A 23278-nucleotide genomic window follows, 5' to 3' on the forward strand; every position below is an offset into this window, starting at 1 on the left:
GCTTTGTTTGGAATTGTTTTTTAATCCCTCCCTACCTCCCTTTAAAAAAGGGAGGAGAACCCATTTTTTATATATGGACGGGAATTCCCCTCTTTATTAAAGAGGGGTTAGGGGAGATTAAATCCCTCCAAACCTCCCTTTCTTGCGCTTCAATATAAAGCAGTGCTTTATATCTTGCTCAAGGAGGCTTCAAGGAAATTAAACCACCAAGTTCACTAACTTATTCGGCACCACAATTTCTTTCTTGGTTGGACCAGTCAAGAATTGCTGAACTTCAGGCAAGGCTTTGGCTTGTGCAAGAATGTCATCTTTCGATGCATCCACAGACACTTCGAGTTTGCCACGAAGTTTACCGTTCACTTGAACCACAATCGTTTGGGTATTACGAGTCAATGCAGATTCATCCACTTGTGGGAACTGTGCTTGAGTTAACTCGATTCCAAACTGAGCCAATAAAGTCTGGCTTAAGTGCGGTGCAAATGGAGCAAGCAATGTAAGAAGCGTAGTGATCGATTCACGAGCTACAGCAACGTCATTGTCATCTTTCGCTTCAAATTTGTTGTTCGCATTTAACAGTTCCATCATCGCTGCAATGGCAGTGTTGAATGCATGACGACGTTCGATATCATCACCCACTTTCTGGATGGTTTCGTGAGTCTTACGGCGTAAATCTTGCGCAGCTGTAGAGAGTTTCGCTTTATTAAACTCAGTCGCGGTATTACCTTTTTCAAGGAAACCGGTTGCCAAACGCCATACACGTTTCAGGAAGCGGTTTGCACCTTCAACACCAGCGTCAGACCATTCAAGTGATTGATCTGGTGGAGCCGCGAACATCATGAATACACGTGCAGTGTCTGCACCGTATTGGTCAATAATCGCTTGCGGGTCGATACCGTTGTTTTTCGATTTCGACATTTTTTCCTGACCGCCAACGATGACATCTTGACCATCACCTTTGTATTTCGCAGAAGTGATGCGACCTTTCTCATCGCGTTCAAGTTCGATGTCGGCAGGGTTGAACCAGGTTTTCTTGCCTGATTCAGATTCGCGGTAATAAGTATCCGCAAGCACCATACCTTGAGTGAGCAAGTTAGTGAACGGCTCGTTACCTTGTACCACGCCTTCGTCACGCATCAATTTGTGGAAGAAACGTGCATAGAGCAAGTGCAGAATCGCGTGTTCAACACCACCGATGTATTGGTTTACAGGAAGCCAAGTTTGACCTGCTTCAGGTTTTACCATGCCATCAGTAAAGTCTGGAGATGCATAACGTGCATAGTACCAAGATGATTCTACGAATGTGTCTAGCGTATCTGTTTCACGACGTGCATCGCCACCACAGCAAGGACAAGTGGTTTCGTAGAATTCAGGCATCTTGTTCAGTGGGTTACCTGAACCGTCTGGAACCACGTCAGTCGGAAGTACCACAGGAAGTTGATCTTCAGGTACCGGCACTTGACCGCACTTGTCACAGTTGATCATTGGAATTGGACAACCCCAGTAACGCTGACGAGATACACCCCAGTCACGTAGACGGAATTGAACTTTAACGTTCGCAAGACCTTGTGGTTCTAATTTTGCAAGGAAGGCATCAAATGCGCCTTGGAAGTCTAAACCGTCAAATTCGCCTGAATTAACCAGTTTACCGTCTTTAGAGCCGTACCATTCTTGCCATTGAGTTGCGTCAAAGTCTGTATCTTCTGCACCTTTGGCATCAATCACTTGCTTGATGGTTAAGCCATATTTATTGGCAAATTCGAAGTCACGTTCATCATGTGAAGGCACCGCCATCACCGCACCTGAACCGTAAGACATAAGCACGTAGTTTGCGATCCAGACTGGAACTTCTTCACCTGTTACAGGGTGTTTCACAGAAAGACCTGTTGCCATGCCTTTCTTCTCAGCAGTCGCAAGATCCGCTTCTGCCACAGAACCCATACGGCATTCTTCGATGAATGCTTGAAGCTCAGGATTATTTTCCGCAGCTTTTAACGCCATTGGGTGTTCTGCTGCCACTGCAACATAAGTTACACCCATCAATGTGTCGGCACGCGTGGTAAATACAGTTAAACCGTCTGCATAGACTTCCGGATTCGCTGAAGGGAAGGTGATTTCCATACCTTGTGAGCGACCAATCCAGTTGCGTTGCATAGTCAGGACTTGTTGTGGCCAGCCGTCTTTCAGCGTTTCAAGATCGTCCAGTAATTCTTGCGCATAATCAGTGATGCGGAAGTAGTACATTGGAATATCACGTTTTTCAACCAATGCACCTGAACGCCAGCCGCGACCATTTTCAACCTGTTCATTGGCAAGAACTGTTTGGTCTACTGGGTCCCAGTTGACTGTAGAAAGTTTACGGTAGATCAGGCCTTTTTTATAAAGCTGAACGAATAGCCATTGTTCCCAGCGATAGTATTCTGGTGTGCAGGTTGCGAATTCACGATCCCAATCTACAGACAGGCCAAGTTTCTTCAACTGATTACGCATGTAATCAATATTTTCGAAAGTCCATTTTGCAGGAGCGACCTGGTGTGCAATTGCAGCGTTTTCCGCAGGAAGACCGAAAGCATCCCAACCCATTGGTTGTAATACAGTTTCACCTTTTAAACGGTGAAAGCGGCTGATCACGTCACCAATGGTATAGTTACGCACATGACCCATATGCAGTTTGCCACTTGGGTAAGGGAACATCGAGAGGATATAACGACGTGGACCTTCTACAGTGTCGGCAACTTTAAAGGCTTTGCGAGATTCCCAGTCCTGCTGGACTTGAGGTTCAATCGCACTGGCTTGATATTCTGAGTCAATGTGAGTAGTCATATACGTAATACAAGAGAACGGTTAAAAAAAATATAAGGCACAGCATAGCGCAAAATGCACCTAAAAGTGAATTTTGCGTACGGGATTCTGCAGGAAAAATCTAAATTGGCAGACGAGTATGATTAGAAGGCTACACGCTCAGACTGACCACGTTGTAAAGCTTCATTGGCTTCACGCTGTTGCTGCTCATTTTCAGAAACGACAGGCACAGGTGCAGATGAGTTTGAGTTACCCGTTTCGGTCCGGTTCTCATTTTCGGTTGTTCTTGCTGGAGTAGGCGCGGAATTGGTCCAGCCATAGGTTTCTACTTTGCTTTTATGCTTGGCATTTTTAGGAGGCGGGGTTTTGGTATAGTGAGTCACGCCTTTGGCATCGACCCATTTATAATATTCAATCGCTAAAGCAGAGCTGCTTGCTACACCTAAAACAAACGTAGTGGCAAAACTTAATGCGGTCAGGAAAGATCTTTTCATGAGTAAAAGTCCTGAAAATTTCAAGCGGTTAAATAGGGTTGTTATTGTAGAGAATTTTTTGCCATAAGATGATTTTTAATTCAATTAATTTTGTGCTCAGTAGTGATCTTAATGTTTTGAGCTGATACCTAAAAAGAGTAATTTTATATAAAAAAATTTATTTATAAACAGTTGCATTGAATTTCTTAAAAATTCATTCAATTTTTTTATATAAGACATATTAAAAATTTATAAAATTAAAGTTTTAAGTATATGAAATTTATTAATTTAAATTAGAATTTTAAAGCTAAAAACCAGAGTTAAAGTCGAAATTGCCTGTAAAAGCAGCAAATTTTAGACGTATAAACAATAATAGCCTGTTTTTTAAACTTGACTTTAAAGGCTGAAAACACAAGAATGCAGCAATAGTTTTATATGCCTTAGATCGATCACCCTTCGAATAAGTGTCATGTCATGCAATGGGCAATTTTTCTAGCCGAAAAATTGAACAAAGCGAACAAAATATGTTTACCCCAACATGTTTTAGATCTTGTATTGCTCGAACAGCAGGTAGATCGGATTTTTTATTCCTATTGCTTTGAAAACTATGAAATTTGTGTGCTATAACAGTGCAGACAGTTAATGAATGAACACTGCAAATGCCTCCCATTTGTGCAGTGAATAATATAGGGTGAATCACGTTGGAACTTCTATCTGGTGGTGAAATGCTCGTTCGCGCATTAGCGGATGAAGGCGTTGAACATGTTTTTGGATATCCAGGCGGCGCAGTACTGCATATTTATGATGCGCTATTTCAACAAGACAAAATTAATCATTACCTCGTACGTCACGAACAAGCTGCCGGTCACATGGCGGATGCTTACTCACGCGTAACAGGTAAAACTGGTGTTGTGCTGGTCACTTCTGGCCCAGGCGCGACCAATACCGTTACTCCAATTGCAACGGCTTATATGGATTCCATTCCAATGGTGATCCTGTCTGGTCAGGTTGCAAGCCATTTGATCGGTGAGGATGCGTTCCAAGAAACTGATATGGTCGGTATTTCTCGCCCAATCGTGAAGCACAGCTTCCAGGTTCGCCATGCCAGCGAAATTCCTTCAATTATCAAAAAAGCATTCTATATCGCGTCATCTGGCCGTCCAGGTCCAGTTGTAGTTGATATTCCTAAAGATGCAACCAACCCAGCAGAGAAATTTGCTTACGAATATCCTGAAAAAGTGAAGATGCGTTCGTATCAACCACCATATCGTGGTCACTCAGGTCAAATCCGTAAAGCGATTGATGAACTGATTCATGCGAAACGCCCAGTCATTTACTCAGGCGGCGGTGTGGTTCAGGGCAATGCTTCAGCACAATTAACTGAGCTTGCACATCTATTGGGTTACCCAGTTACCAATACCTTGATGGGTCTTGGCGCATTCCCGGGCGATGATCCACAGTTCATCGGCATGTTGGGTATGCACGGTACTTATGAAGCCAACATGACCATGCACAATGCAGACGTGATTCTGTGTGTAGGCGCGCGTTTCGATGACCGTGTAACCAATAACCCTGCGAAATTCTGTCCGAATGCCAAAGTCATTCACATTGACATCGATCCGGCGACCATTTCTAAAACCATCATGGCGCACATTCCAATCGTGGGTGCAGTAGAACCTGTGCTGAACGAAATGCTGAACCAGTTGAAGCAAATGAATGTGTCCAAGCCAAATCCTGAAGCGATTGCGGCATGGTGGAAACAGATTGATGAATGGCGTCAGGTTCATGGCTTGAAGTTCGATGTACCGACTGATGGTTCTATGAAGCCACAGCAAGTGGTTCGTGCTCTAGACAAAGTCACCAATGGCGAAGCGATCATCACGTCTGACGTTGGTCAGCACCAGATGTTCGGCGCGTTGCACTATCGCTATAAGCGTCCTCGTCAATGGATCAACTCTGGTGGTCTAGGTACGATGGGTGTTGGTCTGCCATATGCAATGGCGGCTAAGCTTGCATTCCCGGATCAGCAAGTAGTTTGTATTACTGGTGAAGCATCGATTCAGATGTGTATCCAGGAACTTTCTACCTGTAAGCAATATGGCTTGAACGTGAAAATCCTGTGCCTGAACAACCGTGCCTTGGGTATGGTGAAACAGTGGCAGGACATGAACTACGAAGGCCGTCACTCTAGCTCTTATGTAGAGTCTTTACCTGACTTTGCAAAATTGATGGAAGCTTATGGTCATGTAGGTATTCAGATTGACCATGCGGACGAGCTTGAGTCTAAGCTTGAAGAAGCGATGGCAATCAATGATAAGTGCGTATTTATTAACGTAATGGTTGACCGTACAGAACACGTATATCCAATGCTAGTTGCGGGTCAATCGATGCAGGATATGTGGTTAGCAAAAGGGGAGCGCACGAAATGAGACATATTATCTCTGTACTCGTAGAAAACGAAGCAGGCGCGCTTTCTCGCTTGGTGGGTTTATTCTCACAACGCGGCTACAACATTGAAACATTGAACGTTGCGCCAACTGAAGACCCAACACTTTCACGTCTGACTTTGACCACGTATGGTGATGATCACAAGATCGAACAGATCACCAAACAGCTGAACAAGCTGGTAGAAGTGGTTAAAGTGGTGGATCTGTCTGAAGGTGCACACATTGAACGTGAATTGATGCTGATCAAAGTGAAAGCTTTAGGCGCAACCCGTGATGAAATCAAACGTACGACCGATATTTTCCGTGGCCAGGTGGTTGACGTAACGCCAACAACTTACACGATTCAAATTGCAGGTACGACTGAAAAAATCGACGGTTTTATTGACGCATTAGCAGAAAACACGATTTTGGAAGTGGTGCGTTCAGGCGTGTCGGGTATTGCACGCGGCGAAAAAGTACTAACCATCTAAATTTTTTAAATTATTTCCTCATTCTAATAAGAAGGGGGCTTCAGGCAATGTGATCAAGGATCATTGCCTGATGAAACGGACACACAAGCATTTAAGCGGAGACAGCAATGCAAATTTTTTACGATAAAGACTGCGACTTATCTATTATCCAATCTAAGAAAGTAGCAATCATTGGTTATGGTTCACAAGGTCACGCACACGCGCTTAACCTTAAAGATTCTGGCGTTGACGTAACTGTTGGTCTACGCGCGAATTCTACTTCTTGGAAAAAAGCTGAAAACGCTGGTCTTAAAGTTGCTGAAGTTCCTGCTGCTGTAGCTCAAGCTGACGTAGTCATGATCTTGACTCCAGATGAGTTCCAAGCTCAACTTTACCGCGACGTGATCGAGCCAAACATCAAAGAAGGCGCGACTCTAGCATTTGCTCACGGTTTCTCTGTTCTTTACAACCAAGTTGTTCCACGTAAAGACCTAGACGTAATCATGGTTGCGCCTAAAGCTCCTGGTCACACTGTACGTTCTGAATACCAACGTGGTTCAGGTGTTCCTGACTTAATCGCGATCCACCAAGATGCTTCTGGTAATGCACGTAACGTTGCGCTTTCTTACGCTTCAGGCGTAGGTGGCGGCCGTACTGGTATCATCGAAACTTCTTTCCGTGAAGAAACTGAAACTGACCTGTTCGGTGAGCAAGCGGTTCTTTGTGGTGGTGCTGTTGAACTGGTTAAAATGGGCTTTGAAACTCTGGTTGAAGCTGGTTATGCACCTGAAATGGCTTACTTCGAATGTTTACACGAACTTAAACTGATCGTTGACTTGATGTTCGAAGGTGGTATCGCTGACATGAACTACTCAGTATCTAACAACGCTGAGTACGGTGAATACGTAACTGGTCCTGAAGTTATCAACGAACAGTCTCGTGAAGCAATGCGTAATGCGCTTAAACGTATCCAATCTGGTGAATATGCGAAGATGTTCATCCAAGAAGGTGCGTTGAACTACCCATCTATGACTGCTCGTCGTCGTCAAAATGCTGCACACGGTATCGAACAAACTGGTGCTAAACTGCGTGCGATGATGCCATGGATTCAAGCAAACAAAATCGTTGATAAAGAGAAAAACTAATTTCTTGAATCATTTGATTTGAATGCGAAAACCCACTCACTAGAGTGGGTTTTTTTATATAGTCGAATAATAATTTAATTTAAATAAATATAAAAAGATAAGATGAAAGATCGAACTGAATTTTTAATATAGAAAATCATATCTATGCTTGGATTGAAGTAGGAGCAGGTGATCAAGAGTTTGAGCAATATGCATTCGAATTAAAAAATACCAAAACTTCATGGCAGCAAATCCAAACAATTATTTATCGTGATGTATTGTGGGGGTAGTTGGCTTTCATTAAGTTTGTGGTTAGCTGTCTTAATTTTAATTTTATTGCTTGGAGCAGCTTTGTTGGTTGACTGGGGATTTGAAGATAAAATGTTATCTCAAAAAATAAATCATATTCAAAAATGGCAACTATTTTACAAGTTGAATTCATTGGCATGGATCAGGTATTTAATCGGTTATTGGTTGAGCATAAGTATAGTAAAGAAATTGAAAAGGTAGATGGAACAGACATAAAGCATCAGCAAGTTTGATAATGTAAGAAATGCTAAGCTCCCATAAATCAATTCATAAAACAGTCACACCCGAGCCCCATACTTAAAAGTATAGATAGTTATATCTCATTAACTTTTAAATGCTTGGAAATAGCCGAATTTTGAGTAAGAGCAAGGCAAGAAGCGGCTTACAGATACATTTTCACCAAAGTCTTGTGCGCTATAACTGCACTATACTCAAAACACATTCGATCCTTCTCAGGTTTTGTTAAAGGCTAGTATTCTCAAAGAATGAATTGAATGTAGTGATCCAGACGTATTTCAATGAATGCCAGTATACATAAATCATCTATTAACAGTTCAGATAGGTCGGATTGAAAGGTTAGAAAATATAGTGCAGGAGGCGATGGCCAGCGGTGGAGCAGTGATCGCTAATGATCATGGATGTACTTGTTTACAGCTGCAACATGATCGGAAAAGTTGGCTGATTGGGTTGGGATAGTAGTAAGAATTCATCTTTAGATGTCTGAATTAAGCGATTTATAACGATTACAGAAGGATGCGGACATTAACAAACTAAAAAGGTGAATAGCGATTATCTCATGTGTCAATTTGAACAAGCTCTATTTTTCAGTCGTGCAAAACCTGAAATACAGGGCATAAAACAATAAGAGCTCTACAATGAAATTTCAGAATGCAAAACTAAAATTTTTAGAAATTGATTTAAAAGGCTGTATTTATCTTAATCATTTTTCACATTCAGAACGCATTGCAGCTTTTTTTAAAATCATTAGCCGGTTGGGCAATGGCGTATTCTGGTATTTGATGCTCATTGCCGTCTGGCTGATTCAGGGCCTGATGTATACCTTACAGATTGTTTATCTGGTGTTTGGCAGTATGGTCGGAACCCTGATTTATAAACTATTAAAAACCAAAACAGTACGGCCACGTCCTTATCAGGTGCATCAGGTGATTCGGCTCTGTGAGCATCCGCTGGATCATTTTAGTTTTCCTTCGGGACATACCTTGCATGCAGTGATGGTGACCATTGTGCTGGGCTATATCGTACCTTTTTTGCTGTTTTTAATGTTGCCATTTGCCATTCTGGTCGCGATCTCCCGAATGGTTTTAGGCTTGCATTATCCAAGTGATGTGGCGGTAGGAGCCATATTGGGCGCGCTGGTGGCCACCATGATTGTATTTACGGCACCTTTTTTTAATATCATGTTGTAAAAAATCACGAGATGATCCGGCAAAGACTCGCAGAATTTTGCAGATTTGCTAAAGTACTACATCACAGTAAATAGGCTTAGGAATAGACATGGGTTTACGTTGGACAGATACCCTCGATATCGCGATTGAATTATATGAAGCGCATCCAGACGTGGATCCGCAATGGGTTCGCTTTACCGACCTGCATGCCTGGGTATGCGCACTGCCAGACTTTGAAGATGATCCGACCAAATCAACCGAAGGGCTTCTGGAAGCCATTCAAATGGCATGGATTGACGAAGCACGTTAATTGCCAGTTTGAAAAAAGCAATTTTTTTACAGTTTAAAGGCAGAAAAAAGTCCATTATTCGGTATAATGCGGCAAATTTTCATGTCAACAATTGACTTAAGGAGCCAATCATGGCTATTGAACGTACATTATCTATCGTAAAACCAGACGCAGTTGCTAAAAACCACATCGGTGACATCTTTGCTCGTTTCGAAAAAGCAGGTCTTAAAATCGTTGCGACTAAAATGAAACACCTGACTCAAGCTGAAGCTGAAGGCTTCTATGCTGAGCACAAAGAACGTGGTTTCTTCGGTGACCTAGTTGCATTCATGACTTCTGGTCCAGTTGTTGTTTCAGTTCTTGAAGGCGAAAACGCTGTTCTTGCTCACCGTGACATCCTTGGCGCGACTAACCCTAAAGAAGCCGCTCCTGGTACAATCCGTGCAGACTTCGCTGTAAGCATCGACGAAAACGCTGCTCACGGTTCTGACTCTGTAGCATCTGCTGACCGCGAAATTAACTACTTCTTCGCGCAAACTGAGATTGCTCCACGTACTCGTTAATACGCAGTATTCAAACCAGATAAGTGTTATTATACTTATCTGGTTTTTTTATTCTCTGAATAATTCTTTGCTCAGATATTGAGCTTCTCCTTTCATCTTTAGACATGGTTTAGGTATACACATGAGTACTGAAGTGGTCGCTACATCAGCAGTTTCTGATGCACAGCAACAATCTCCGTCCACTCCTGCACAGCAAAATTCTGTGGAAAAAGTGAACTTACTAGGCATGTCACGTCCGCAAATGGAAAAATTCTTCGAAGATATGGGCGAGAAGAAGTTCCGTGCCGGTCAGGTGATGAAATGGATTCATCAGTATTTCGTGACTGATTTTGCCGAGATGACCAATATCTCGGGCAAGCTGCGTGAAAAACTGGAAAAGATTTGTGAAATTAAAGCGCCAGAAGTGGTGCATAAAAACTATTCCAAAGACGGTACCCGTAAATGGGTGTTCCGTGTCGGTGAGGGTGATGGCTCTCTGGTTGAAACTGTCCTGATTCCGGCAGAAGACAAAACCGGCTCACGTAAGACCCTGTGTATTTCTTCACAAGTGGGCTGTGCCCTGGACTGTTCATTCTGTTCAACCGGTAAGCAAGGTTTCCAGCGTGACCTGACTCAAGCTGAAATCATTGGTCAGTTATGGATGGCAAATTACTCCTATATGGAAGAAGTGCCTGTGGCTGAGCGCGAGCGTTCAGTGACCAATGTGGTGATGATGGGCATGGGCGAGCCATTGCTGAACTATGATGCTGTATTAAACTCTATGCGCATTATGCTGGATGATTTTGCTTATGGCATGTCTAAACGCCGCGTAACGCTTTCAACGTCTGGTGTCGTGCCGAAAATTGACCAGTTGGCGCAAGATATTGATGTGGCTTTGGCGATTTCATTACACGCAACCAATGACGAGCTGCGTAATGAGCTGGTACCAATCAACAAAAAATATCCGCTAGAGCAGCTTATTGCCGCTTGTCAGCGCTACATCACTAAAGATGGTAATGAAAGTGCGCGTAAGCACGTGACTATCGAATATGTAATGCTGGATGGCGTAAATGACAAACCTGAACATGCCCAGCAGATGATCAAGCTGCTTAAAGATCTGCCAAGCAAGATTAACCTGATTCCATTTAACCCGTTCCCGCATGCGCCATATGGCCGTTCAAGCCGTAACCGGATTATTTCTTTCCAAAAAACTTTGTCTGATGCCGGTTTTGTGTGTACGATTCGTCAGACACGTGGTGATGATATCGACGCTGCGTGTGGACAACTGGTAGGACAAGTTGCTGACCGTACCCGTCGTGCGGAACAGTGGAAAAAGAAAATTGCGCAGTCCAATGAGATTATGCGCTCACAAGGATAACAAGAGGTCGCCAATTGAGTAGTCTGACATCTAAACTTGCTTTGGTTGCAGTAGTATGTGGGTCTTTGGTTTTAACTGCGTGTCAAACGCCAGATCTGGGTCAGAAGGATCCGGAAAAAGCCACCAAGGTTCGTACTCAGTTGGCGGTTGAATATCTTAAAAACGGTGATCTAGATTCAGCCAAACGTGCGCTGGATCAGGCACTGGAAACTAATCCGCGTGATTCGCAAGCCAATATGATGATGGGGGTGCTGCTTCAGCAGGAAGGCAGTAAACCTAATCTTGAAAAAGCCGAAGGTTATTTCAAGCGTGCAATTTCGGCAGATCCAAAGAATGCCCAGGCACGAAATAACTACGGCACCTATTTATATCAGCTTGAGCGCTATAAAGATGCGATTGAGCAGTTCGAAATTGCTGGCGCAACTTTAGGTTATGACCAGCGATTTCGTGCCCTTGAAAATATGGGGCGGATTTACCTGAAACAGGGGGATCTGGCGAATGCTGAAAAATCATTCAAACAGGCACTACAGGCTAATCGCGCTTCGTATATATCAATGTTAGAGTTGGCAGAAATTTTTTATCTGAACCAGCAGTTCCCGGCCGCGACTCAAATGTATGAACAGTTTGTACGTGGCGTGGGGCAGAAAAACCAGAGTGCCCGTGCGCTCTGGATTGGCATTCGCACTGCGCGTGCCAGTGGCGATCAGTTAGGCATGCAGGTATTGGTGAATCAATTACGTGCATTGTTCCCTGAAAGCCCGGAATACCAACGTTATTTGCAATTACAGTACAGTACTGAGGCCGTATGGAAGTAAATCCTAATTCAGATTCGAATAATTCGAGCGTAGCTCCAAACGCGTTAGGAAATGTTCAGCGTCCAGGCGAGTACTTACGCAAGATTCGTATTAATCAGCAACGTGAGCTTGAAGACGTTGCCAAAGAACTCAATATTCCGGTAAAAACCCTGAATGCCTTGGAAAAGGATGATTATAAATCCTTGCCTGAAGCGACTTTTATTAAGGGTTATTACCGCACCTATGCCAAATATCTCGGTGTCGATGCTTCTAGCCTGATTCAGCGTTTTGATGAAATTTATGCCAATGATACCGGTATGGTTGCAACGCATGCTCTGAAAGATTCTCCAATCAAGATCATGGGTAAATTGCCAGGATCAAAGCGTGATCGTAACCGCAAATGGTTAAAACGCGGTCTGATTGCGCTGGTCGTAGTACTGATCTTGGGTGCACTGGTCGCCATGATCCAGAACTGGTCAGAAAGCAGTTCAAATAATGCTGAAGTTGCTGACACTTCTTCTGATGTTGAGATTTTGAATCTGGATGCCGGTGCTGCCATGTCCGGTGATCAGCTTAAGCTTGATTTTAGCCGTCCAACCTCTGTGCATATTGTAGATGCAGGCGGTAACGTGCTGGCCACTGGCCGTCAAGCGTCTACTATAGAGCTGAGCGGTGAAGCGCCATTCCAGATCCGACTGGATGATGCGACAGCAGTATCACTCAGTTTAAATAATGAAAGTATTGCATTGTCACCTTATACGGTTAACGGAAAAGCAGATTTCCGTTTATCACGTTAATGGTGAGCAGATAGGGCGAAATCATGATCGTAAATCCAATTCAGCGCCGTCCAACACGTAAAATCCGTGTCGGTTCTGTCTATGTCGGTGGTGATGCACCGATCACTGTTCAGTCAATGACCAATACTGAAACCTGTGATGTCGCAGCAACTGTTGCACAAATTCAGCGTTGTGTGGATGCAGGTGCGGACATCATGCGTGTCTCTGTGCCGAGTATGGAAGCAGCGGCTGCATTTGGTGAAATCCGTAAGCAAGTTGACGTACCACTGGTTGCAGATATTCACTTCGACTATAAAATTGCGCTGGCTGTTGCTGATCTGGGTGCAGACTGTCTGCGTATCAACCCGGGGAATATCGGTTCAGAAGCCAAGATTCGTGAAGTCGTGGCAGCAGCACGTCATAACGACATTTCCATGCGGATTGGCGTGAATGCCGGTTCACTGGAAAAAGATATCCAGAAAAAATATGGCGAGCCAACAGGTGAAGCATTACTGGAATCTGCAATGCGTCATATCGACATTCTGGATCGTCTGAATTTCCATGAATTCAAAGTATCGGTCAAAGCATCAAACGTGTTTTTGACGATGGATGCTTATCGTCTGCTGTCTAAACAGATTGATAATCCATTGCACTTGGGTGTGACGGAAGCGGGTGTGTATCGTACCGGTTCAGTAAAATCAGCGATTGCTTTGGGCGGTCTGCTGATGGAAGGCATTGGCGATACCATGCGTATTTCTCTGGCAGCCGAGCCTGAAGAAGAAATCAAGATTGGTTTTGATATCCTGAAATCGCTGGGTCTTCGTTCTAACGGAATTAACTTTATTGCCTGCCCAAGCTGTTCACGTCAGGAATTTAACGTGATTAAAGTGATGCAGACCCTGGAAGAACGTCTGGAAGATGTCCGTGTTCCGATGGATGTGTCTGTGATTGGCTGTAAAGTGAATGGTCCGGGTGAAGCCAAAGAAGCCGATATTGGTGTAGTAGGTGCAAGTCCGCGCTCACTGGTGTATCGTAATGGTGAAAAGAGCCATTTAATCGATACCAATCAACTGGTTGATGAAATCGAATCAATGGTTCGTCAACGTGTTTCCGAGCTTGAAGAAGCCAAATCAAAAGAAATTATTCGCACAAGTTTTTCTGAGTAGATCATGAGTTCAATCGTCGCAATCAAAGGTTTTAATGACATTCTCCCAACGCAAACCCCAGCTTGGAGACGTCTTGAACAGCATCTGTCAGGTCTGATGGATGCCTATGGCTATCAACAGATCCGTTTGCCGATAGTTGAACAGACTAATCTGTTTAAACGTTCGATTGGTGATGCCACAGATATCGTTGAAAAAGAAATGTACACCTTCCTAGACAAAGGTAATCCGCCTGAGTCTCTGACTTTACGTCCTGAAGGAACAGCGGGCTGTGTACGTGCGATGCTGGAACATAACCTGCTTCGTGGTGCGACCCCGAAAGTCTGGTATATCGGACCGATGTTCCGTTATGAAAAACCGCAAAAAGGCCGTTATCGTCAGTTCCACCAGTTTGGCGTGGAAACATTTGGTGTGGCAACGCCTGATCAAGATGCAGAATTGATCCTGATGACAGCACGTCTATGGAAACGTATGGGTGTGGCTGACAAGGTGCAGTTGGAGCTAAATACTTTGGGCGAGTCTGATGAACGTGCAGCGTATCGTGCGGCGCTGGTAGACTTCCTACAAGCGCATAAAGCGGATCTGGATGAAGATTCTCAGCGCCGTCTGACGACTAATCCACTGCGTATTTTGGATTCGAAAGATGCCAAAACTCAAAGTATCCTAGAAAATGCGCCAAAACTTCATGACTTTATGGGTGAAGAAACACTGGCACACTTTAACCAGTTGCAACAGTATTTGTCAGATGCCGGTATCAGCTTTGTCATCAATCAGAAACTGGTACGTGGTCTGGACTACTACAACAAAACCGTATTTGAATGGACTACGACTCATTTAGGTTCACAAGGTACTGTGTGTGCCGGTGGTCGTTATGATGGCTTGGTCGGTCAATTGAAAGGCAAAGCGGATCAATCTGTGCCTGCAGTTGGTTTCGCGATGGGGATGGAGCGTTTATTGCTTCTACTGGAACAGGTTGAAGATAATACGCCAGTACGTGATTGCGAAGTATTCCTGGTTGCCGATCCTGCTTCTCAAGGTAAAGCACTGGTATTGGCCGAACAGATTCGTGATCAATTGGAAGCTGCAGGCAGTAATATTCGTCTGAAAGTCGGCTCACAAGGTTCAATGAAGTCGCAAATGAAAAAAGCCGATCAAGCCGGTGCTTTATATGCGGCCATTATCGGTGAGCGTGAACTTGAAGCACAAAGCTTTACGGTGAAAGAGCTGGCGACTGCAGAGCAATCTACTGTGCCATTTGCAGACTTTGTCGCATTTTTCAGTACTAAAATTTCTTCAAAATAATCGATAAAACATTAGGAAAAAGGTAATCGCATGAGCGCAATGACTGATGATGAACAACTTGAAAGTTTAAAATCCTTCACGAAGAAGTATGGTTCTTCGATCATTATCGGGATTCTGGTTGCGCTGATTGCCTTTTTCGGATGGGAATATTGGCAGAAGAAAAACCTGGCGGAATCGCAAATGCAGACTGCCAAGGTTCAGCAACTGATGGATGAAGCACAGGCTGCAGATGGTGATGCTTTTGCCAAGCTATCTGAAACTGCAGACAAGATTGTCAAAGAAGCGCCAGATTCAGCTCAAGCGATTCAAACCCAGTTGGTCATGGCGAAACTGGCTTATGACAAGCAGGATTACGCTGCCGCTGAGAAAGCATTACAAAAAGTTGAAAACTCTAAAGTTGATGATAAAGGCCTGGTTCAGGTCGTTAAATTGCGTCTGGCTTATGCACAATTAGCACAGAAAAAATATGATGCAGCCCTGAAAACTTTGGATGCAGTGACTGAACCTGCATTTAAAGCAACCGCCGATGAAGCACGTGGCGATATCTATGTTGCCAAAAATGATATTGAAAATGCCAAAAAAGTATATCAAAGTGCATGGGATGCTTTGATTGAACGTAAAGAAGAACGTCAAATTTTACAAATTAAGCTCGAAAGCGTAGGCGTGTTGGTCGATGACCCGGAAATCGAACGCCCAATTATAGAAACACAAGTGGAAGAAGCTGAATGAACAGAACATATAAAATCACCTGTGCTTTAACTGTTTTAACTCTTGCACTCGCTGGCTGTGCGGGTAAGACCAATAAAGTACCAGAAGTAAAACCGAATCCACTTCCAAAAATCAGTCAGACTAAAACACTTGTTCCTGTATTTTCGACCAGTGTTTCTTCAACAGAGAAGGCTGATCCGCTACGTTTACGTCTGGATGCGGATAACGGAGTCGTATTTGCGATCGACCCTAAGGGTGAAGTCACTGCTTTTAGTGGCAAGCAGCGCCTGTGGCAGAAAAAAGTCAGCAAAGATACTTTAAGCTCTGGCGTTGAAGCCGCTGATGGGATCGTGGTGGTTGGCAGCAACAAAGGCCAATTGATTGCACTGGATCAGCAGACTGGCGAACAACGCTGGACTGCACAATTGACTGGTGCCATCTTGGCGCCTTCTTTGATTCATGCAGGTCGCGTAATTACTGTCACTAATGACGGTACTGTATATGCTCACGAAGTGGCCTCAGGCGCTCAGGTCTGGACCTATGATTTACCGAATGTCCAGTTTAGCCTGCGTGGCATGGCGGCTCCGGTGCCTTTAGATGCGCGTAATGTATTGATTGCGACTTCAAATGCTTATATTTATGCAATCGATGCCTTAAGTGGTGTGCCTAAATTGCAGCGCCGTGTTGCAATCTCGGATGGTCGTTCGGACATTCAGCGTTTGATCGATATTGACGGTGATCCTGTCGTAGCAGGTCAGTTTATTGTGACCACCAGCTATCAAGGTCAGGTGACTGTATTTGATCTGGCTTCACAACAGGTGATCTGGAGCGAAGATGCCAGCAGTATCCAGCGTCCGGAAGTGGTGGGCAATGGCGTCTTCGTTGCCCAAACTGATGGTAAAATCAGTGCTTATGAAATTACCACTGGTCAGCCTTTATGGGAAAATGATCAGTTGTTGAATCGTCAGCTGAGCAATCCGGTAATGCTCGGAACTGAGCTTGTCGTAGGTGATCTGGACGGAGTATTGCACCTGCTGGATCCATCAACAGGGCAGATTATTGGCCGTGCTAAAACTTCTGGTGAAGTGCGTCATTTACGCGTAATTGACAACCAGCTCTATGTTTCTACACGCAAGGGTGCATTAAGCATCTGGCAGAATCGTTAATTTTTGTTTGGCTTATGCTAAAATAAGCCAACCGTATTTTTTACGCGGGGTGATTGAATGTTCAATGCCCCGTGTTTTTATTTATTTTAGGCTTTAATCCTATTCCCTTTTTCTTCCAAAACTTTCTGATGTTCAGGCCATTGTTAGACAGCCTGATATTGAATAAAGGTTAATCTATGAAACCCGTAATTGCGCTCATTGGTCGTCCGAACGTCGGAAAATCAACTCTGTTTAACCAGATAACCAAGAGCCGTGACGCATTGGTGGCAGACTTTGCTGGTCTGACACGCGACCGTAAATATGGCGATGCGATCTATCAAAACAAATCTTTCATTGTCGTGGATACTGGCGGTATCGGTGAAAATGAAGGTGGTATTGACTCCTACATGGCTGAGCAGTCTAAAACCGCGATTCATGAAGCCGACATGATCATTTTTGTGGTCGATGCACGTGCCGGACTTCTGGCATCTGATGAACAGATTGCTCGTGAACTGCGTACTTTGGGCAAGAAAGTTTTCCTTGTAGCTAACAAAGTTGATGGCGTACATGCTGAAGCTGCTCTAGTCGAGTTTTATAAACTCGGTATGGGCGAGCCTATGCAAGTGGCTGCTAGCCACGGCCGTGGCGTACAGCAAATGCTGGAAGAAGTACTTGAAGATGTGCCTGAAGATGAAAGTCCAGAAGAACATGACAAGAATACTGGTCTACGTCTTGCAATTATTGGTCGTCCAAACGTAGGTAAATCGACACTAGTAAACCGTCTATTGGGTGAAGAGCGTGTTGTAGCGTTTGACCAGCCAGGAACGACGCGTGACTCAATCTATATTCCTTTTGAGCGTGATGGTCGTCAATACACCTTGATTGATACCGCTGGGGTACGCCGTAAAGGTAAAGTGGATGAAATGATTGAGAAATTCTCAATCGTGAAAACCTTGCAGGCGATGAAAGATGCGCACGTAGTGGTGATCGTGGTGGATGCCCGTGAAGGCATTGTAGAGCAGGACTTGCACCTGATCGGTTATGCGCTGGAAGCTGGCCGTGCTATGGTGATTGCGATCAATAAATGGGACAACATGTCTGAATATGATCGTAAACAATGTAAGCTCGATGTGGAACGTCGTTTTGACTTTATTCCTTGGGCGAAAATCCACCTGATTTCTGCGTTACATGGTACAGGGGTCGGTGAGATGTATCCGTCGATTCACCGTGCTTATGATTCTTCACATCTGAAAGTATCACCAGCGAAGCTGACTCAGATCCTGAATGATGCCACTGAAGCGCACCAACCGCCTACTGTACAAGGTCGTCGTATTAAGATGCGTTATGCGCATATGGGCGGACAGAATCCACCGACTATCGTGGTTCATGGTAATAAAGTAGATAAGACACCTGCAGATTATCGCCGTTACTTGGAAAACGTATTCCGTAAAGTGTACAAGCTTGAAGGTACACCAGTAAAAATTGAATTTAAAACTTCAGAAAACCCATTTGAAGGTCGTAAGTCACAACTGGACGAACGTACTGCTGCGCGTCGCCGTCGTTATGTACAGAAATTCAAGAAAGCCGAGAAGAAATTTAAACGCGGTTAATTGTCATAGTTAAATAAAAAAGCCTGCGAAAGCAGGCTTTTTTATATCTAAGAAAATAAAAATATATTAGTAAAATTAAATTGTAAATTTAGAAAAAATTAAATATTTGTTTAATTCTAATCATTTAGTATAAAAATAAATTAAATGTTAATGTTATATGTACTATATTTGTATAAAATTGTTAACTCATTCACAAGAATGAAAATTGACTGAAAAAGATCACAATAAATAATTGCCTGGATTTTGGCAGTGTGAGGGGAACATGAAAAAAACAGCATTGGCCTTAATCTGTATGGTGGGCTTACCAAGCCTTGCGTGCGCTGAACTGATCAAAGTAAATGGTGAGGGTAGTAGCCCTATTAATAAAAAAGATCCGGTAGCTACACGTAATCAAGCATTGAATAATGCAAAAACTGATGCGGTCATTGCTTTAATCAAGAAAATTAATGGTCCCCAAGCCATGCAAGATGCCCAGCCGCATCTGGCAGATATTGTGAAACAGGTTGACAATAGCTACGTATTTAATCGTGGTAGCCAAACTAATGGCAACAAAGAGCTAGTGACTTCTATTTCAATTGAAATGGATGATCAGGAATTTCGTCAGATCTTAAATGATCTGGGGCTATCTAAAAAGGCTAGCCGAACCAGTCCGATCATGATTGTGATGGATGAGTATTTCGGTGTACCACGTGACAATTCAAAACCGGTTAAAGAATTTACTTCGTACTTCTCTGATAAAAGCTATGCCTATGATGAAAAAGCCAGCTATGACGCGAAAGAAAGTGCCAAAGCAAGTGAAAGTTCATCTTATTCCTCGAAAGGAAAGTCATCGGCTGCAGCAGGTTATGCTTATGACAATTACTATGGTGCAGGCGTAGGCGTCGCAGCACGTTCATCCAGTCATAACAATTCAGGCAAATCTGCATCTTCAGCAAGTTATAACGCTAGTGAGTCAGCACGTTATAGCCAGTCTGAGCGCCAGAATGACATCCAAAGCTTTGTGAAATATGTGGAATATCAAACACCATCTACAAAGCCAGAACGAGAAAACCAGACACTGAATGCGATTGCTAGTTCGGCATCTAAATATGACCTGCGTTTAATGGATTCGGATCTGTTCCGTAGCCGTTATTTAAAAGGGCGCAGTATGAGCATTCAGCAATTACTGAGTGATGCAGAACTGGCCAAACTCGCAGCTGCTGCTCGTCAGGAAAAAGCGGACTGGTTCATGGTTGGTAGCTCTCATATTTTTGATCGTGGCCGTTCAGGTGCAACGGGCCAATTCGTGTGTGATGGTGCAATCAGCTATAAAATTTATTCAGTTGATGATGGCACGCTGATGGGCGGTGATACTCGTACTGAATCCTCTACAGCGGCAACGACAGATTCTTGCCGGACCAATGTTGCCCGTAAATTGGGTGAAATGACTTTGACTGAAGTTGGTCCACAAATTCTGGCTTATTCGAAAAACCGCAGCATGTATGGTAAAGAAATTACTCTCTTTGTGAAGAGCATATCGGGCAGTGTCTCTAGCCGTTTGGGGGATGACCTCTATGTAGCTTTAGATGAAATGGACGGTGCTGAAAATATCGATATCCGTACCCAAGATGGCAAATTGGTTGAAATGACCATGACTTATAAGAGTGAAAAGCCTCTAAGTGCCGAACTTGCAAAAGCGCTGCGTCGTGTGAATCCTGTTCTATCTAATGCCGAACGCTTGCAGGCAGGGAATACCATCACTTTATGTATTGGTGGTACCCAATGCAAATAAGCTTTAAAAAAGTCGCGCTTGCTGTAGCACTCATGGGTGCTGTCAGTGCGCAAGCGAATATTCAGGTTTTTCCGGCTAAGGGAATTTACGGGCTGGAACTGCCTTGCCGTCAATCAGCAGACCATATAGAAGCAAATGCTTCGTCGATTTCCTTTGACTTTAGCAAGGCAGTATCGAACGAAGCGCTTCGTCAACAGGTTGCACGAACCTTCGAGCAGCAGTTGAAACAGGCTCTGCAAGATCAGGTAGTTGCCTCTATTTCTCAGCAGAATAAACATCGATCTTATGTGGCTTCGCTGGAAGTTTTGCGCGCCAGTGAATATGTAGTGCAAAAAGAATCTACAGCCGAGATTTTTTTGCCTGTTACCTTAAGTTTAAAGCTAACCAATGTCCTGTCTGGGGAAGTGATTTATACCGATAGTGCAACTCTGTCACAGCCAATTCAGGTCTTAGCAAACGATATTGAAACAGCTGCAACCCGTCAGGCAGTTCAACAGAAATTTCAAAGCAGTTTGCTGACTCTGACTCAGCAACTGGCTCAGGATCTCCAAAAGAAATTCAAAGTATCTGAGGTGCAGACCAAGGTAATTGATCGCTGGAAATCCTATCTGGTTTTGGACAAAGGCTTTAATCAGGGTATTGCTAAAGATGATGAGTTGAGTTCAGAGTCAGGAGATCTGATTCGGGTGGTGCATGCTGACAGCGATTATGCAGTGGCATTGCCTGTATTGATGAGTGGTAGTGCTAGCCAGTTCAGCAAGATTTCAGCCAATACCCGTCAGGCATTGAATAAGCCTAAAACTTTAGTTGTTGATGTCTTGACCTATCAAGGTGAGTCAAAGGATCTGATTGAACAGATTTTTTCTGATGCAATTGGGGAAAATGCCTCATTCACCCTTACACCGGTGAATAAACGTTATAGCACATTGGCACAGAGTATCAGTGAGCAGACAGGTTTGAGCAATCAGGAAACTCAGCTGCAGCGTGAACTGCCTGAATTTTTCATTCGTATAAATGTGATTCCTGTGATTGGTTATCAGCAGCAAGTCGGAAAGATGACCCAGCAGCAAGTAGTTCATAGTGAAGTGTTTGCCGAAATGATCGACCGTTCAGGACGTGTGATTTATTCCGCACATGCCACTGATGAAATTAATGAAACTATTTCTCAAGGTATGGGTTTTTCACTAGATACGCGTAAAGAAGTTGCACTTAAAAATGCCTTGGTAAAATTGGGCCAGCAATTCCAGAAAGGGATTCAGTTTACCCGTTCAGATTTGCAGGTATCGAGTGGCGGTAGCGAAACCATTACGATTCAGGATGCCGGCGAACGTTTAACTACAGGAATGAAAATTCATGTCTATAATCGTGAAAAAGTTGCCCAGCGTGAAGTATTAATTCCAACTTGGGAAGCTACAGTAATTGAGCGTCAAGGGGCTAAAGTTAAAGCACAGTTGGATTTCCCTGTAAGTGGAAATGACCGTCTGCCAGTACGTTCGGGTGACAGTATTTTGGTAGATAGTCATGCGGCTGTCGGTGACTCAAAACTTGCACGGGTATTGTGTCCAAGTCTACATACCGATCAAGTAGGTGAAATTCCATTTTATGGATTTGGGCCACTGATTTATCACGCATTTACCAGTCAGTCTAAACGTCCATTTTATGCGACTGGCTCAGGATTCAAAGGCCAGACCAGTTTACAAACGTCGATTGCCAGAATGACCGAAAATGCCGGCTTTAAAAAACAGCTTAAATTAGACTTGTATGTGCCAAAAGACGAATGCTTACAACCGGCATTCAAGATCCAAGTCAAAGAAGACTCTATCAAATGTAATGTGGACAAATCCAGTTGTGATGCCACTTTGGTACTGGCTGGAGGAGCACGCCGTTTTAATGCAAAACAGGAACGTGTGGGAGCTGTTGGCTTGCAACAGGAAGTCAATTTAAAGGGTATTGATATCACCCATCGTCATGAAATGTACAACATTCAGATGTTCAAGGCATTACCAAAAATTTTAAATCAGATCGTGCAAAAGGCCGATGCAGTTCAATAAGGAATTATGAGGGGAAACATTATGAAAAAAATCGCAAGCATATTAATTGTAGGTAGTGCTGTATTAACATCACAAGCTCATGCAGGTCTTGGAACATTGAGCAGTCTGGCTTCAAAAGTAGTTGAAACCACCACTGGGACATCTACACAAAATCTTGATTTGGCTGGTTTTTTGAAACAGGCTCAAGCTACCAATGCTATGTTTACTCAGAGCCGTACTGCACTGGCAACCTTATTTGCTGAACGTAAGGACAGCGAAGAATTAAAAACCAAGTTAAATAGCTTGAAAACAACTTCTGATGTGAAAGAAAAAGCAGCAATCCAGAAAGAAATTACCAAACTGACCGATGAAGTTTTAGAAGCGTCGAAAAAAGATGAAGCTGCAACACTTGAACGTATTAATGCATTAAGTGCGAGTCAGAAACAACTTTTGGTAAATTCACTGACCAACTTTGCGATTGCAGGTTTATCTGCACGTGAACTGGTCGTGAATAGTAAGCAGGTATCGATGCAATTGCTGACTAATCCAATGAGTCTTTCTAATAGTGGTATGTCACTGATGGATGCTAAAGGTTTACTGAGTGATGTTACGGGTATTGCCAAAAACTCGACGATGGCACTGGTTGAATATCCACAGCTGATGAAAAAAGCGGGCTTAAACTTTAAAGCACCAGAATCTGCAGTAGCAAAACCAGTTGATATTTCAGATTCTATCTAATAAGTATGAGATTAGCCTGTTTTCG

At 43.6% G+C, this 23278-nt stretch carries 19 protein-coding genes; 17 read left to right on the plus strand and 2 right to left on the minus strand.

Annotation, left to right across the window (positions count from 1 at the left end; translation table 11 throughout):
• Nucleotides 1-198 precede the first annotated feature (198 nt).
• Both leuS and FTU72_RS03630 read right to left on the minus strand, forming a co-directional pair.
• Nucleotides 199-2820, minus strand: a complete 2622-nt coding sequence (leuS, locus tag FTU72_RS03625) for a leucine--tRNA ligase (protein WP_180052457.1) — start codon at nt 2818-2820, stop codon at nt 199-201.
• Between the two features lie 122 nt (nt 2821-2942).
• Nucleotides 2943-3293 (minus strand): DUF4124 domain-containing protein, encoded by a 351-nt coding sequence (locus tag FTU72_RS03630; RefSeq protein WP_034703208.1) that lies wholly within the window; start codon nt 3291-3293, stop codon nt 2943-2945.
• A gap of 680 nt (nt 3294-3973) precedes the next feature.
• Here FTU72_RS03630 and FTU72_RS03635 point away from each other — a divergent pair.
• The 17 genes from FTU72_RS03635 (at nt 3974) to FTU72_RS03715 (ending at nt 23253) form a co-directional block, all read left to right on the plus strand.
• Nucleotides 3974-5701: an acetolactate synthase 3 large subunit gene (locus FTU72_RS03635; RefSeq protein ID WP_004782089.1), complete on the plus strand. Its 1728-nt coding sequence runs from the start codon at nt 3974-3976 to the stop codon at nt 5699-5701.
• Nucleotides 5698-6189 carry an acetolactate synthase small subunit gene (ilvN, locus tag FTU72_RS03640; RefSeq protein WP_004782091.1) on the plus strand — a complete coding sequence of 164 codons (492 nt, stop codon included), beginning with the start codon at nt 5698-5700 and terminating at the stop codon, nt 6187-6189. Before FTU72_RS03635 ends, ilvN begins: the two co-directional genes overlap by 4 nt.
• Before the next feature lie 107 nt (nt 6190-6296).
• Nucleotides 6297-7313, plus strand: a complete 1017-nt coding sequence (ilvC, locus tag FTU72_RS03645; RefSeq protein WP_004782092.1) for a ketol-acid reductoisomerase — start codon at nt 6297-6299, stop codon at nt 7311-7313.
• 1163 nt (nt 7314-8476) lie between these two features.
• Nucleotides 8477-9028, plus strand: coding sequence for a phosphatase PAP2 family protein (locus tag FTU72_RS03650; protein ID WP_004782094.1), 552 nt, complete (start codon nt 8477-8479; stop codon nt 9026-9028).
• Nucleotides 9029-9116: 88 nt separating this feature from the next.
• A complete protein-coding gene (iscX, locus tag FTU72_RS03655) occupies nt 9117-9317 on the plus strand; it encodes a Fe-S cluster assembly protein IscX (RefSeq protein ID WP_005232138.1) in 201 nt (66 codons plus the stop codon).
• Nucleotides 9318-9427: 110 nt separating this feature from the next.
• Nucleotides 9428-9859, plus strand: a complete 432-nt coding sequence (ndk, locus tag FTU72_RS03660; protein ID WP_004782097.1) for a nucleoside-diphosphate kinase — start codon at nt 9428-9430, stop codon at nt 9857-9859.
• A 121-nt stretch (nt 9860-9980) separates the two neighbouring features.
• Entirely contained in the window at nt 9981-11216 is a 1236-nt protein-coding gene (gene rlmN / locus FTU72_RS03665) for a 23S rRNA (adenine(2503)-C(2))-methyltransferase RlmN (RefSeq protein WP_180052458.1), read from the plus strand.
• A 41-nt stretch (nt 11217-11257) separates the two neighbouring features.
• A complete protein-coding gene (pilW, locus tag FTU72_RS03670; protein WP_373685615.1) occupies nt 11258-12031 on the plus strand; it encodes a type IV pilus biogenesis/stability protein PilW in 774 nt (257 codons plus the stop codon).
• On the plus strand, nt 12022-12807 hold the full coding sequence (locus tag FTU72_RS03675; protein ID WP_179992375.1) for a helix-turn-helix domain-containing protein: 786 nt from the start codon (nt 12022-12024) through the stop codon (nt 12805-12807). Before pilW ends, FTU72_RS03675 begins: the two co-directional genes overlap by 10 nt.
• A 23-nt stretch (nt 12808-12830) precedes the next feature.
• Nucleotides 12831-13952 carry a flavodoxin-dependent (E)-4-hydroxy-3-methylbut-2-enyl-diphosphate synthase gene (ispG, locus tag FTU72_RS03680; RefSeq protein WP_004782104.1) on the plus strand — a complete coding sequence of 374 codons (1122 nt, stop codon included), beginning with the start codon at nt 12831-12833 and terminating at the stop codon, nt 13950-13952.
• A 3-nt stretch (nt 13953-13955) separates the two neighbouring features.
• On the plus strand, nt 13956-15251 hold the full coding sequence (gene hisS, locus FTU72_RS03685) for a histidine--tRNA ligase (protein WP_180052460.1): 1296 nt from the start codon (nt 13956-13958) through the stop codon (nt 15249-15251).
• Nucleotides 15252-15281: 30 nt separating this feature from the next.
• Entirely contained in the window at nt 15282-15980 is a 699-nt protein-coding gene (locus FTU72_RS03690) for a tetratricopeptide repeat protein (RefSeq protein WP_005232125.1), read from the plus strand.
• Nucleotides 15977-17125: an outer membrane protein assembly factor BamB gene (bamB, locus tag FTU72_RS03695; RefSeq protein WP_034703513.1), complete on the plus strand. Its 1149-nt coding sequence runs from the start codon at nt 15977-15979 to the stop codon at nt 17123-17125. Before FTU72_RS03690 ends, bamB begins: the two co-directional genes overlap by 4 nt.
• 176 nt (nt 17126-17301) lie before the next feature.
• On the plus strand, nt 17302-18714 hold the full coding sequence (gene der / locus FTU72_RS03700) for a ribosome biogenesis GTPase Der (protein ID WP_004782108.1): 1413 nt from the start codon (nt 17302-17304) through the stop codon (nt 18712-18714).
• A gap of 262 nt (nt 18715-18976) precedes the next feature.
• Nucleotides 18977-20485, plus strand: a complete 1509-nt coding sequence (locus FTU72_RS03705) for a hypothetical protein (protein ID WP_180052461.1) — start codon at nt 18977-18979, stop codon at nt 20483-20485.
• On the plus strand, nt 20476-22536 hold the full coding sequence (locus tag FTU72_RS03710; RefSeq protein ID WP_180052462.1) for a hypothetical protein: 2061 nt from the start codon (nt 20476-20478) through the stop codon (nt 22534-22536). Before FTU72_RS03705 ends, FTU72_RS03710 begins: the two co-directional genes overlap by 10 nt.
• 21 nt (nt 22537-22557) lie before the next feature.
• Nucleotides 22558-23253 (plus strand): hypothetical protein, encoded by a 696-nt coding sequence (locus tag FTU72_RS03715; RefSeq protein ID WP_180031520.1) that lies wholly within the window; start codon nt 22558-22560, stop codon nt 23251-23253.
• Nucleotides 23254-23278: the final 25 nt, after the last annotated feature.

The sequence above is a fragment of the Acinetobacter sp. YH12137 genome, from assembly GCF_013418535.1.
Lineage (GTDB): Bacteria > Pseudomonadota > Gammaproteobacteria > Pseudomonadales > Moraxellaceae > Acinetobacter.